Below are 13,997 nucleotides of genomic sequence, written 5' to 3'. Positions count from 1 at the left end.
TGTTTTTTATTTTAACCAACAGAGCCTTCTAAACTAATACCAATAAGTTTTTGAGCCTCTACTGCGAATTCCATGGGCAACTCTTTCATTACCTCTTTACAAAAACCATTTACTATTAGCGAAGTAGCTTGCTCTGTATCTAAACCTCTTTGAAGACAATAAAATAATTGATCTTCAGAAATTTTTGAAGTTGTGGCTTCATGCTCTACTCTAGCAGATGGAGTATGCTGATTTATGTAGGGAACTGTATGAGCACCACATTTATCACCAATCAACAATGAGTCACATTGAGTAAAGTTTCTAGAGCCTTTAGCATTTTTTTGAATTTGAACTTGTCCTCTGTAAGTATTTTGTGCTTTACCAGCAGATATACCTTTAGAAATAATGGTAGATTTAGTATTTTTACCAATATGTATCATCTTTGTGCCCGTATCAGCTTGTTGGGAATTATTTGCTACGGCTACTGAATAAAATTCTCCAACGGAATTATCTCCTCTTAAGACACACGATGGGTATTTCCATGTAATAGCTGAACCAGTTTCAACTTGTGTCCAAGAAATTTTTGAACGATTGCCAAGACAATTGCCCCTCTTAGTAACAAAGTTATAAATTCCTCCTTTACCATCTTTATCGCCTGGATACCAATTTTGAACCGTAGAGTACTTTATTTCAGCATCATCCATAGCCACAAGCTCTACAACTGCAGCATGCAATTGATTTTCATCTCTTTGTGGAGCAGTACATCCCTCTAAATATGACACATAAGAGTTATCTTCAACTATTATTAAGGTTCTCTCAAATTGACCGGAATTTTGTTCATTTATTCTAAAATATGTAGAAAGCTCCATTGGACACTTTACGCCTTTAGGTACATACACAAATGAACCATCTGTAAAAACAGCAGAATTTAAAGCAGCGTAATAATTATCGTTCATTGGGATAACAGAACCAATGTATTTTTTAACTAAATCAGGATGATTTTGAACTGCTTCTGATATTGGGCAGAAAATAATTCCCTCTTTTGCAAGTTTATCTCGAAATGTAGTTGCTACAGAAACAGAATCAAAAACGTAATCAACGGCTACTCCAGCTAACATTTCTTGTTCTTTGATTGGAATACCTAATTTTTCATATGTTTTAAGTAATTCAGGGTCAACTTCGTCAAGACTGTTTAATTTTGGTTTAGCTTTTGGAGCAGAATAATAATAGATATCTTGAAAGTTAATTTTTGGGAAATCAACCATTGCCCAATCAGGTTCTTTCATTGTAAGCCACTTCTTATATGCCTTAAGCCTCCAATCTAATAACCATTTGGGTTCATTTTTCTTACTAGATATAAATTTGACAATATCTTCATTAAGGCCTAGAGGAGCTTTTTCAGATTCTAAATCAGTAACAAAACCATACTTATAAGCACTGCCAACCTCATTTACTTTGTTAATTGTTTCTTGTGTAGCAACCATCTAATTTCCTTTTAATTAATTGCACGTAATTTAGTAACTTTTTTATTATTAATGGGAAAAGTATCATCATAATTAAGGAGATCATCTAGTGATATGTCATTAAGTGATTTTCTAATAATTGCATTAACCTTATTCCACTTTCCACCTAAAAAACAAATATTACTAGCTTCACACATATCTTCTGAACTTTCCACACAGGCCGTTAAACTAATTGGTCCATCAAGTGCCTCAATTATTTCAATTACAGATATCTTAGAAGATTGTTTGTTTAATATATAACCTCCACATGCACCTCTTTGTGCCGTAATTAGATTACTTTTAACTACAAGTAGTTTTAAAAGTTTTTGAACAGTATACAATGTTAAACCAGTCGCCTCTGATAATTCTCTAGCTGACATAGAAGATCCTGGGTTTCTCGATAACATACCTAAACAGACTACTGCATAGTCAGTCATTTTATTTAATTTGAACATAGTAAACTCATAAGTTTTATATAGTACATATTAAGTACTAATTAAAGGTCAAAAAAAAAATTTTAATTTCTTACTTCTTTTTTAAGAAGATATTTACCTTCATCTATACCATTAAAAATTTCTTCTAGATCTGGATGTTCTAAAGGTCCATTTTCTCTGTCACCAACTAAATTTTGCTGTGAGACATAAGCAGTGTAAAAAGTTTCTGTATTTTCTGCCATTAAATGATAATAAGGCTGTTTTCTTGAAGGTCTAATTTCAGCGGGTATTGATTGATACCACTCCTCAGTATTTGAAAACTCCGCATCAACATCAACAATTACGCCTCTAAAAGGATAAATACGGTGTTTTACTATATCGCCAATATTGAATAAGGGATCTTTATGTACTTTGATCTTATTTGGAATACTTGGTTTTAAATTAATTTTACGTTTTGGCTTAATGTCTTCATTATCCGTTGACATGAATAAATCCTTGATATTTCAATTATAACTAAGTGTTATTTAAACTTTAGATTTTATTTTAAGAACTTGCCTGCCCTTGTACATACCTGTCTTTAAATCAATATGATGAGGTCTATGAAGTTCTCCGGTATCTTTACTCTCAACGTAAGTATCAGAGGTTAAAGCATCATGAGAACGCCTCATTCCTCTTCTTGATCTTGTTATCTTACTCTTTGGAACTGCCATGACACACTCTCATTCAAAATTTAATTCACTAAACCTAATAATTATATGGTGGAGCTGGACGGGATCGAACCGACGACCTCCTGCTTGCAAAGCAGGCGCTCTCCCAATTGAGCTACAGCCCCATATAAATACACCTGTTTAATATCTTTTGATAAACAAATCGTCAAGAGTTATTACATTTCAAATTCAAAAACATTAACTTTTTTTAAAAATTGAGATATATTCTTTCACTTATCAGTCAGTTATGAAAGTTTATTATGTTTTTTGGTGAAGTTAAAACAAAAGATTCTGAAAATGGCATTTTATCTACTTCACTAATGTTAGATGAAAATGGTTTAAAGATAAAAATAAAAAAAGGAACTCTAATAAATAAAAAAATTATAAATCTACTTTTAGAAAACAAAATTCAATATATAACTTGCGCTAAACTTGAAAAGAATGATGTTGATGAAAATTTGGCAGTACATAAAATATCCAAACAATTAATTAATAAGAAAAACTCTAATTTGAAGTTGTCAACGGCTACTCAAGGAAGATGTAATATTTTATCAAAAATAAACGGGCTTCTAAAATTTGACCCTCAACAACTTCTTTCAATAAATTCAATAACTGATGAAATAGGAGTGGCTTCTCTAAAGCCATACTCCCTAATAAAGAAAGACCAAATAGTTGCATCAATCAAAGCAATTCCATTTGGTATTAATAAAAATATTCTACAAAAAATTGAAAAAGCATCAATTGAATGCCTTCAAATATTGCCATTTCAGAATTTGAATGTTCATTTAATTCAAACAAAAAATGAAAATACACCTGATAAAATTTTAAAGAAAACTGTTTTAGTAACTGAAAAAAGATTGCTTAGTCTAAATTTAAAAAAAATTGTTAATAAGATATGTGACCATAATGTTAAATCTCTATCAAAAATAATTCAAAACAGTATTGAAGAAGGTGCAAATATTATCTTAGTTTTTGGCGTGTCTGCTATTTGTGATATTAATGATATTATACCGCAAGCTCTAAGAGTTAATAACGGAACTCTCGTTCGCCTTGGTATGCCAGTAGAACCAGGAAACCTAATGCTTCTTGGACAAATTCATAATTCAAATAAAACAATTCCATTTATTGGAATGCCAGGATGCGCTCGATCACAAAAGGAAAATGGCGTAGACTGGATTTTATGGAGACTTTTTTGTGGTTTAGATATTTGTAATGAAGATATTAATGAAATGGGAAATGGAGGTTTGTTATAAAACAAGTTCTATATCATATTTATCACAACTCAAGATGCTCAAAATCTAGAGAAGCCCTGCAATTATTAATATCAAAAGCAGAGAATTATAAAGTAATTAAATATTTAGAAGTTCAATTAAACAAAAAAAATCTTACCGAAATAATTAATAAAATTGATACTTCATCAAATGATATCTTGAGAAGAAATGAAATAATCTACAAAAACCTAGATCTAGGAAATATTAATTTATCTATGGATAAAATAGTCGATATAATTATATCAAATCCAATTTTACTGCAAAGACCTCTAATTGCAAAATATGAAAACAATGAGTTGGTAGAAACAATAATTGCTCGACCTCCAGAAGAAATTTTATCTATATTAGACTAACCTTTCTTCTCATTCAAATTTGGACCAATATGTGATATTTTCCTCACTTTAGAAAGTTCAATTTGTTTCTGCCTTTCCTTAAAGCGTTTTTTTTGCTTATCATTTGAAATATTGAAACAATGATGGCAACTTTCGCCTTGAATGAAGTATTCACTTTCTTTATCGTCTTCACTAATTGGCATTCTACAAGCAAAACACATATCATACTTACCTAATTTTAAGTTATGCTCAACAGAAACCCTATAGTCAAAAACAAAACAACTACCATCCCACTGACTTTCACTTTCTGGTGTTTTTTCTAAATACTTCAGAATTCCGCCCTCTAAATGATAGACATCTTCAAAACCTAAAGATTTTAAATAAGAAGTTGATTTCTCACATCTAATTCCACCTGTACAAAACATTGCAACTTTTTTATTTTTTATTGAAGGACCTTTTGTTAATAGATTTTTTGATACCCACTCAGGAAATTCTCTGAAATTTGTAATACCTGGATTAAGAGCCCTTTTGAAACTACCAATAGAAACTTCATAATCATTTCTTGTATCTATTAATAAAACAGAATTGTCTGAGATAAGTTCATTCCAATCTTCTGGTTTAACATAATTACCCACTAATTTAGTTGGAGAAACATTATTAACTCCTAATGTTACAATTTCTTTTTTTATTTTTATTTTCATACGAAAGAAAGGGTTTTTTGATGCAAAAGAGTATTTAGGTTTTAAATCGGATAAATCATCTAATTTCCAAAGTTGTTTAAGAACTTTGCTTATTTCATTTTTTTTTCCTGATATTGTTCCATTAACACCTTCACTAGCTATCAAAATAGTCCCTTTAATGTTTGTTTTATCAAAAATAGATTTCAATAAAACTTGAAACACATTTAAATTTTCAAGTTCGAAAAATTTATAAAAAGCAACAACAACCAAATTGTCGTCATCATTAAATTGTTTTTCATTTGAGTTCAAAAAATCAATATAATCTGATAAGGGCTTCATTTTTAACAACCATTAATAAAAATAATTAAAAATACGATAACAAAAATATTTATTATCATAATTTTTAGTTATAAGTTAATAGAGAAATCTAGTAAATATTAATAAAGTTAAATTGGAGTTATGTATATGTCTGATCTAGTTATTGAACAAATAACTTTAGAAAAAGCAAACTTAATCATTAAGAGTGCTATTGATAAAGCAAGAGAAATAAAAATAAATCCTATCATGGTAGTACTTTTGGATCATCGTGGTGCAATAAAGGCTTGCTCTGGGGAAGATGGAATAAGTAGCTTACGTTTTCAAATAGCTCATGGAAAAGCGAATGGTGCATTTCAGATGGGCATGGGTTCCAGGGCCCTATTTAACAGAGCTGAACAGCAAGCATATTTTATAAATGCAGTAAACGCCTTAACAGATGGAGCACTTGTAGCTGTTCCTGGTGGAGTGTTAATAAGAGATAAAAACAATAATGTAGTAGGTTCACTTGGTATATCTGGAGACACATCAGATAATGATGAGATTGCAGCTGTTGCAGGTATTGGGGCCGCTGGTTATAAAGCAGATGTAGGATAAAATTACATAATTAGCTTAAAAACTAAAAAAGGAAGGAATACGCATATAAATAAAAATAGTATTCCTTTCACTGGTTTATCTTTTATCAGAATTAAATCGACATCTATAGTTTTTGAATAACCATAAATAATTCTTTGTATAATCAAATTTTTTTTAATAAATTGATAATAGCAGATTGCTATTAGGTGAAAAATTATCAAAAAATAAAGAAAGTAATGAAAGATATTATGTATTAAGGTCCAAAAATTGATATATTTAGGCATTAAAAACGTTAGAGGTCCATCATACAAAATATCATCGCTTGAAAATAAACCAGAGATTGTCAAAACTAATATAACAATTAAAAAAACTAATGTTGAATAACTACCTAGGGGTGTCCTAACTGAAGAACTTTTGTAATCCTTTGAAAATTGAGTTAAAGCCTTTTCAAGAGAAAAGTTAAAACTTTCAAATCTAGAGTAATACGTGCCAACAAATCCCCAAATAACTCTAAAGAAAATAAGCCCTAATAGACATAAACCAAAATATTCATGAATAGATAAAAGATCAGCTTTAGCTGTAAAAATTGATCCCGTAACAAGAAGAATTAATCCAAAATGAAATATTCTTAATGAAAAATCCCATATCATTAATTTCTCATTATTTATTTTTTTTTTCATTTTTTCGAATGCCATTAAATGCAATAATATCCTAAAATTAGGGTAGCAGAAAAAAAATGAGTTTGAAATGGAATGATGAAATGCTTTTAGCATTTAAAAAAATTATGGAAATTGATAAACGGTTTGAAAATTTATTTGATCAAATTGGTTCCCCTGAAAACAGGGCAATTAAAGAAGGATTTCAAAGTCTTGCAAAGATAATTATTGGCCAACAAATTTCAACAATTGTTGCAAAAAAAATATATGATAAATTAATTAAAGATAATATGTTAAATGAACAAAATTTAGCTAAAACAAGTATAGAAAACTTAAAACTTTATGGTTTGTCATCACAGAAATCACATTATTTAAGTAACTTAGCTTCACTTGTTAATAATAAAGATATAGATATTGGATCATTCAAGTATATGCCTGGTGAAGACCTAACAAATTTGTTAATAAAAATAAAAGGAATAGGTCAATGGACAATTAATAATTATAAAATTTTTGCATTACAAGATATTGACGCATGGCCATCCGCTGATTTAGCACTTCAAGAAGCTGTAAAGATAATTAAACAGTTAGATAATAGACCAAACCAAGATGAAATGGAAAAAATTGGTAAAGCCTGGAAACCCTATAGAGGTGCAGCAGCTCTATTTTTATGGCATTTATATAATAAAGTAAAAGTCGAGAAAAGAACATTTTATTATGTTTAATGAAAATAAATTAAAGCAAGTTATTGCCTTGACACAAGAGTGTAATAAGTGCGCGATGTTTCATTTTAAAACATTTAACAAAAACTCTGTGAATTTTAAAACAGATAATTCGCCAGTAACTAAAGCTGATTTAGAAGTAAGTAAAATGGCTGTCAATGGTTTACAAAAAATTTTTCCAGGCATAAAAATTATTTCAGAAGAATCAAATAAATCTCAAAAGGTTTTTAAAAATAATAAGCTATTTTGGCTTATAGACCCTATTGATGGAACTAAAGAATATATCAACTCTTCACCAAATTTTACTATCAATTTTGCTTTGATTGAAAATCGATTACCAATTTTTGGCTTAATATCTCAACCTCATTCAGGAATAATTTGGTATTCTTTTAAAGGAAAAGCTTGGAAACTTGAACATAAACAAGCTATTTCTAATGCCAAACAAATTCAATGTTCTTCAATCAATTATGATAAATTAAGAATTTTAAGTAGCTTTAATCATAGATCTACTGAATTAGATAACTGGATTTCTGTTGCAAAACCAATATCAGACAATCATATCGGGTCCAGTATAAAATTCTGTTATATGTCAGAGGGTAAGGTAGACTTCTATCCTCGAACGTCACCTACAATGGAATGGGATATAGCAGCGGGTCACAGTATCCTTAAAGCAGCTGGTGGTAATATTGTTTCAGAGTTTGGTTTAGAAATACAATATGGGAAAGTAAATTTCAAAAACAAAAACTTTTTAGCCTTTGGAAAGACAAAACAAAGAATTCCGTCTAAACTTTTGTTATGTCTTAACAAAATTGACATAAACAAATATGAAGATGATTTAAAAACAGGAGTTAAAGTACTAAAAAATAAAAATTTATTAGTTTTCCCTACAGAAACTGTTTACGGAATAGGATCTATTGGAAATGATAAAAAAGCTATAAAAAGCATTTATTTAGCCAAGGACAGACCTTTAAATAACCCTCTAATTGCACACACATTTAGTAAAAATGAAGCCGAAAAATACGCACAATTTACTGAAAACTCACATGTATTAACTAATAAGTTTTGGCCTGGACCTCTAACTATTGTGTTACAAACAAAAATATCAAAGTTGTCAGACACATTATCTCAAGGTAAAAGCTCTATTGCCATAAGAGTTCCATCACACCCTGTTGCTTTGGATTTATTAGAGAAAGTTACTGTTCCAGTCTTGGCTCCTAGCGCCAACAAGTCTGGCGGCGTAAGCCCAACTTCAGCTCAACATTCTAAAGATGACTTTGGCCCTCATTTCAAAGGTCCAGGTTGGAAGTTAGAAAAAATTTTAGATTATGGATCTTGTGAAATTGGCATTGAATCTACTGTAGTGGATTGTAGAGGAGAAAACCCAATTATTCTTAGGCATGGCTCAATTACATCTGATATGATTTTGGATGCAACTAAAAGGAAAGTTCTAAACGCTAAAGATAATGAAATTATACTCTCACCTGGACAATTAAATAGCCATTATTCACCTAATGCTAAGGTATACTTAAATCAAAAAATAAACATTAGTAATAGTGGTTGGTTAACTTTTGGTAACTATCCAAAATCATTGCAGAAAAATCAAAATGTGTTTAACTTAAGTCCTGAAGGTAATTTAGTTCAAGCTTGTTATTTATTATATTCAGGTCTTAGATATTTGGACTCTTGTGGAGTTAAAATAATACAAGTTATGCCTATTCCCAAAAAAGGTCTTGGCATTGCACTAAATGATCGCTTAACAAGAGCATCTTACAAAGAATAAATCATTTATTAGGAAACAAATGCAAAATAATTTTTTAGATAATTCTCTTAAATCATTAAACTTAAAAACCCCCCCAATTTTTGATAAAGAAGAACAAGCTAAGTACGTTAAAGATTGGAGAGAACAATATGTTGGACAAGCTGTTGCTGTATTAAGACCTGTTAATACTAGAGAAGTTTCCTCAATACTCAAGTTTGCTCACAAAAATAAAATTGATGTTGTACCTCAAGGTGGAAATACAAGCCTTTGTGGAGCAGCTACCCCAGATCAATCTGGAAAATCAATTATAATTTCTTTAGAAAAAATGAATAACGTACGAGCGTTTAACAAAGAAGCCCAAACTATTACTGTAGATTCAGGCATGATTTTATCAAAGATCCACGAAATAGTTGAAGAACAAAATTTATTTTTTCCACTTAGTTTAGGAGCTGAAGGTTCTTGTATGATAGGCGGCAACCTATCAACTAATGCCGGAGGAGTTAACGTATTAAAATATGGAAATACTAGAGAACTATGTCTTGGATTAGAAATTGTACTACCTGATGGTAAAATTATGAACCTATTGTCTGAATTAAAAAAAGATAATACTGGTTACGACTTAAAAAATCTTTTTATTGGGGCTGAAGGAACACTTGGAATAATTACAGCAGCCACATTAAAACTTTTTCAATTACCTAAAATGATAACAACCTTGTTTGTCGAAGCTGACAAGATTTCAAACGCAATTAAACTTTTAAATGTATTCACCTCTCATTTTCCAGACAGAATAGAATCTTTCGAACTCATGCCTAAGAGTTTTTGGAATATCGCTAAAAATAATATTGATAATATTGTAATGCCTCTAGAAAAAACACCCGAGATGGGTATCTTAATAGACATTTCAAGCTTCTCTGAAAATGAAATTATCCCAGATAAGAATGGTCAAATACCAATAATAGACACAATTGAAAATGTTTTAGAAACCTGTCTAGAAAGTGCTTTAATATCTGACGCAACCATTTGTAAAAATGAGAGCCAAAAAAAGTCAATCTGGTCAATTAGAGAAGCAGGTGCAGAATCTGAAAAAAAAGAACTTCAGAAATCTAAACTTATCAAATGTTTAAAGCACGATATTTCATTACCTGTTGCGTCGATAGAAAGTTTTCATAAAGATGCACAAAAAATGATTACTAACTTTCTACCTAACTTAAAAACAATATATTTTGGACATCTAGGCGATGGAAATCTTCATTATAATGTTTTTGGTAATGGATCTTTGCCGGATGGATTTGATGGTAAAAGTCTTGAGCTTACAGATAAACTTTATGAAATTGTTAATAAGTATAATGGCTCTTTTTCTGCAGAACATGGCGTGGGACAATTAAAGAAAAAAAGCTTAGAAAAGCATAAAGACAGTGTGGCTTATTCTTTGATGAAGACAATAAAAAAAGAACTCGATCCAAAATGTATAATGAACCCAGGCAAAGTTTTATTTTAACAATTAATAGTGTCATTTAATATTCAAATACGTTATGTATAAATAAATAATTATAAGGATAATAATGTTTTTTTTAAGATTATTTTGTTTTTTGATTTTCTTTATAAGCGAAAATGCTATTGCTCAAAATAACAAAAAACCTTTTTCTAAGTCTGAAGATATTAACTTCACAAGCGATAAGCTTCAGGTAAATGACAGCACAAATGTAATGACAGCAACTGGAAATGTAGTCATCACATCAGATGCACGTAAAATCACTGCTGACAAGGTTGAATATAACCAAACAACTGATAAAGCGGTTGCTATTGGGAATGTTTTACTAACAGAAAAAGATGGTTCGATATACGAGTCAGATAAAGTAGTTCTTACAAATGAGTTTAAATCAATTGTTGCATCACCATTATATGCCAAGTTAGCTGATAAATCTTATATAACATCTCCAGAACTTCGTAGAAATGATAACGGAGAGAGTTTCTTTAATGAAGGAGTTTATTCAGCTTGTGAATGCAATGTAAAAGATGGTGAGACCCCTATTTGGAGAATTGAATCTAAACAAATTAAACATGACCCTTTAACACAAACTGTTTATCTTACTCACCCTGTTATGAAAATTTTTTCTATGCCTGTTTATTATCTTCCCTACTTAAGTTTTCCAGATTGGACTATTAAACGTAGGTCTGGTTTTTTAACACCAAAGTATGGATACTCAAATCAAAATAGATTTCATATTAAAGTACCTTATTACTATGCTCCTGAAAACAACCCAACTTGGGATATGACGTTTACTACTCACCAAAATGGGAAAACGGGTCATGCTGATCAATTAAACATCAGAAAAAAATATGAGACTACTTCATTAGAAACTAATATTTTTAAAGGAAATCTAGATACTAATAAATCTGTAGGAGATAATGTTTTTGGAGTTAACCTTTCTGCTACGTCTAATTTAAGAAACGGCTGGAACATGACTTTAGAAGGGAAATATGCTGATCAAGAAACATTTATGAGAAGATATGGTTTTGACGGTGATTCAACATATAAAAGTTTCATTAATTTAGAAAAGGTAAATCAAAAGTCGATTTCAAATATAGAAATATATAATATTCAAAATTTAAACGGTACTAAAAGCAACAATGAACCCACTCTAGCACCTTCAATATCTCATCATTTTTTTAACAATAACCAAAAATATAACTATGATATTAAATTAAAAGCTCATTCAATTTATAATGATGAAGGTTATGACATTAAGCGCTGGTCTGGACTCGGAGAGATTAATAAAAAGGTTTATCTTAATGATATAACAATTGAGGGAGATTTTAATGTAGGTTTAGATTTGTATTCTATACAAGGAAGACCCTCAACAGATGAAAATAAAAACAGATATATAGATAGGTTTTCATCAGGTTTTTCAATAGCTGCAAGCAAACAGTACGATTTTGCAAATGAGAATGTTGGAATTATATTTGAACCTAAACTTCAATTTAGTTCTGTGTTTTCAACTGACAGAACTGACGAAGTTCCAAACAGGGACTCATCTGAATTCAGATTAGACCAGGCTAATTTGTTTTTAACCAACCAATATCAAGGTAGAGATAATATTCAAAGCAATGACCGATTGAATGCAGGTTTAACAACTTTAGTTATGACCGAAAATTATGGGGATATAAATTTTTTTGTAGGTCAAAGTCAAAAAATGAGCGGTACTCAAAAAAATATTAACAGTATTAACCAAGGAAGACAGTCACATATAATTAGTTCTATTGACTGGAACCCAAGTGCTTTTTTTAATTTTTCATGGTTCTCACTTTACAACCACCATAATTTTGAATCTGACACTTCAGATTTTAAGCTTAATGGGTCTATAAATGAATGGTCATATTCTGCAAATCATAAATCTGTCAATGGCGGGTTTGTTTCCAACAACACTAACAGAGAAGAATTAAAATTAGGGGTTTCTAAAACTTTTTCAAGCTGGTCTACATCCTATAACCAGACATACGATCTAGGCAATAATAAAGAAGATTTAATAGAAGAAAGTTTAGCTTTAGCCTACACAGATACAGGTTATATGTTTGGAAATTGTTTAACAATATTACTTGAATATAAGAGTAGCGGTGAGGTTGCTGACAGAGATTTACTTGCAGAAGATTCTATTTATCTAACATTTAATTTTAGAAATTTAGGTGATTTTGCATATCAACCAAAAATAAGTGAATTTTTAAAAGATTAATCAAACACATATAAAAATTTAATTAATAAATCTTGTGCTAAATTTTTATTATAATTATCTGGGACTTTAAAAATAGCCTGGCGTCCACACTTATCATATAATGGAATAACATCTTCAACAATATGATACCATGGTCGATTAAAGTAATCGTCAAATATAATTATTGAATCTTTTTTAGAGTGTATCAAGCTATACAAAAAACAAGCCACTCTAAACCTTCCATCAATTAATATTACGTCTGCTTGGCTTTTAAAGTTCCAAACACCACTTACATAATCAATAAAATTATTTCTATATTTATAAGAATTAGGGCGACCCCACTTTGTTAAATCTCCTAGATTAACCCAAACTAATTTGACGCGTAAATTATCAACTCTATTATCAACTCTATTATCAACATGACTAATCCATTCTTTATCAGTGTCAACAGCTATAATTTTTGTATTAGAGTTTTCAAATACCCAGCTTGTTGATAACCCAACACCGTATTCAAAGTAAAGTTTACAATCTTGTAAATAGAATTTAAATAATTTGTCGTTACCATCAAACAAAGGTTGATTTTCTACTTTAGATTTTACCATAATATATTAAAGTTTCTTTTATTATCACGTTTTATTAGTAGGACTAAAATAAATTAGCACAAAAATATTAACTAAGATCAATTTTGTTAAATAATGCTATATTTTTTGATGGAAATAAAACTTTCCAACGACGTTGACTAGCTATGACCTTAAATGTCTTTTTTTTATAAAAAACCACATGTGTTGGATCTCTTCTGTAATGCCAATTTTTAAATAAAAAATCTTCAGTCATAAATGAAGTCATGACCCCAAACCAGGCATTCAAGTCCATCAAGTTATCAATTTTAATAAATTCTTCGTATGGTTTGAAAAGATGTTCAACAACTTCAGAACAAGCAATAAATTTAAATTTTTTAAGAAAAATATTTTGATTAGGAAAAAAAAATGGATCATAAACATCAATATTAAAGCCATCTTTTTTGAATATATCTGTAAGCGCTGGAGCATAACCACATCCATAATCCAAACCAAAGTCATTATTTGATATTTTATCTTTGAGTGGTTTAATAAGATACTGAAGAAAATCTCTGTAACCTTGATCACTAAGGCTATTATTGTGTTTTAAGTAATGTTTTTTTTCTTCGTTGTAACTAATATAATTTTTTTTATCCAAAAACTTTGCTTCACAAAATTTACATTTCCAGTAAGTTAAATCATCGACTTTTAAAAAAATATCTAAACATTTACTTTTACATACAATACAGTTATCCATTGACTATTTGGCTCTCTAGCTTTTAAAATATTGTTATCAACAT

At 29.9% G+C, this 13,997-nt stretch carries 15 protein-coding genes and 1 tRNA gene; 7 read left to right on the top strand and 9 right to left on the bottom strand.

Features of this window, described 5'->3' with window-relative positions; genetic code table 11:
• Positions 1-11 precede the first annotated feature (11 nt).
• From sufB to ABXT66_RS03765, 5 genes are all read right to left on the bottom strand, one after another.
• A complete protein-coding gene (sufB, locus tag ABXT66_RS03785; RefSeq protein WP_443644331.1) occupies positions 12-1,463 on the bottom strand; it encodes a Fe-S cluster assembly protein SufB in 1,452 nt (483 codons plus the stop codon).
• An 11-nt stretch (positions 1,464-1,474) separates the two neighbouring features.
• Positions 1,475-1,936, bottom strand: coding sequence for an SUF system Fe-S cluster assembly regulator (locus ABXT66_RS03780; protein ID WP_443644330.1), 462 nt, complete (start codon positions 1,934-1,936; stop codon positions 1,475-1,477).
• 62 nt (positions 1,937-1,998) lie between these two features.
• Positions 1,999-2,400, bottom strand: a complete 402-nt coding sequence (gene hspQ / locus ABXT66_RS03775; RefSeq protein ID WP_443644329.1) for a heat shock protein HspQ — start codon at positions 2,398-2,400, stop codon at positions 1,999-2,001.
• Between the two features lie 39 nt (positions 2,401-2,439).
• Positions 2,440-2,625 carry a 50S ribosomal protein L32 gene (rpmF, locus tag ABXT66_RS03770; protein ID WP_443644328.1) on the bottom strand — a complete coding sequence of 62 codons (186 nt, stop codon included), beginning with the start codon at positions 2,623-2,625 and terminating at the stop codon, positions 2,440-2,442.
• 46 nt (positions 2,626-2,671) lie between these two features.
• Positions 2,672-2,747 (bottom strand) — tRNA-Ala (locus tag ABXT66_RS03765).
• A 135-nt stretch (positions 2,748-2,882) separates the two neighbouring features.
• Here ABXT66_RS03765 and ABXT66_RS03760 point away from each other — a divergent pair.
• Complete coding sequence (locus ABXT66_RS03760; protein WP_443644327.1) at positions 2,883-3,875, top strand: hypothetical protein; 993 nt, start codon at positions 2,883-2,885, stop codon at positions 3,873-3,875.
• Entirely contained in the window at positions 3,872-4,246 is a 375-nt protein-coding gene (locus ABXT66_RS03755) for an ArsC/Spx/MgsR family protein (protein ID WP_443644720.1), read from the top strand. Before ABXT66_RS03760 ends, ABXT66_RS03755 begins: the two co-directional genes overlap by 4 nt.
• Here ABXT66_RS03755 and trhO read toward each other — a convergent pair.
• On the bottom strand, positions 4,243-5,244 hold the full coding sequence (gene trhO, locus ABXT66_RS03750; protein WP_443644326.1) for an oxygen-dependent tRNA uridine(34) hydroxylase TrhO: 1,002 nt from the start codon (positions 5,242-5,244) through the stop codon (positions 4,243-4,245). The genes ABXT66_RS03755 and trhO overlap by 4 nt on opposite strands.
• A 126-nt stretch (positions 5,245-5,370) precedes the next feature.
• Between trhO and ABXT66_RS03745 the strand changes: the two genes are divergently transcribed.
• The gene (locus tag ABXT66_RS03745; protein WP_443644325.1) at positions 5,371-5,817 is read left to right on the top strand and encodes a GlcG/HbpS family heme-binding protein; all 447 of its coding nucleotides are present in this window, start codon (positions 5,371-5,373) and stop codon (positions 5,815-5,817) included.
• A 2-nt stretch (positions 5,818-5,819) separates the two neighbouring features.
• On the opposite strand, the gene ABXT66_RS03740 is transcribed toward ABXT66_RS03745, so the two are convergent.
• Positions 5,820-6,491: a cytochrome b/b6 domain-containing protein gene (locus tag ABXT66_RS03740; protein ID WP_443644324.1), complete on the bottom strand. Its 672-nt coding sequence runs from the start codon at positions 6,489-6,491 to the stop codon at positions 5,820-5,822.
• A 41-nt stretch (positions 6,492-6,532) separates the two neighbouring features.
• Here ABXT66_RS03740 and ABXT66_RS03735 point away from each other — a divergent pair, with 41 nt between their 5' ends.
• From ABXT66_RS03735 to ABXT66_RS03720, 4 genes are all read left to right on the top strand, one after another.
• Complete coding sequence (locus ABXT66_RS03735; protein ID WP_443644323.1) at positions 6,533-7,174, top strand: DNA-3-methyladenine glycosylase family protein; 642 nt, start codon at positions 6,533-6,535, stop codon at positions 7,172-7,174.
• Complete coding sequence (locus ABXT66_RS03730) at positions 7,167-8,951, top strand: L-threonylcarbamoyladenylate synthase (protein ID WP_443644322.1); 1,785 nt, start codon at positions 7,167-7,169, stop codon at positions 8,949-8,951. The genes ABXT66_RS03735 and ABXT66_RS03730 overlap by 8 nt, the downstream gene beginning before the upstream one ends.
• Positions 8,952-8,970: 19 nt before the next feature.
• Complete coding sequence (locus ABXT66_RS03725; protein WP_443644321.1) at positions 8,971-10,428, top strand: FAD-binding oxidoreductase; 1,458 nt, start codon at positions 8,971-8,973, stop codon at positions 10,426-10,428.
• 64 nt (positions 10,429-10,492) lie between these two features.
• Positions 10,493-12,661, top strand: a complete 2,169-nt coding sequence (locus ABXT66_RS03720; protein WP_443644320.1) for an LPS-assembly protein LptD — start codon at positions 10,493-10,495, stop codon at positions 12,659-12,661.
• Here ABXT66_RS03720 and ABXT66_RS03715 read toward each other — a convergent pair.
• The gene (locus ABXT66_RS03715; protein ID WP_443644319.1) at positions 12,658-13,242 is read right to left on the bottom strand and encodes a hypothetical protein; all 585 of its coding nucleotides are present in this window, start codon (positions 13,240-13,242) and stop codon (positions 12,658-12,660) included. The two genes, ABXT66_RS03720 and ABXT66_RS03715, sit on opposite strands and share 4 nt — an antisense overlap.
• Positions 13,243-13,309: 67 nt before the next feature.
• Entirely contained in the window at positions 13,310-13,954 is a 645-nt protein-coding gene (locus ABXT66_RS03710) for a methyltransferase domain-containing protein (protein WP_443644318.1), read from the bottom strand.
• Positions 13,955-13,997 lie beyond the last annotated feature (43 nt).

The organism is Candidatus Levibacter sp. Uisw_134_01, assembly GCF_047717795.1.
GTDB lineage: Bacteria > Pseudomonadota > Alphaproteobacteria > Puniceispirillales > Marisalimonadaceae > Marisalimonas.
Note: the sequence above shows the minus strand (reverse complement) of the source record. Positions and strands in the feature narration are given on the sequence as shown.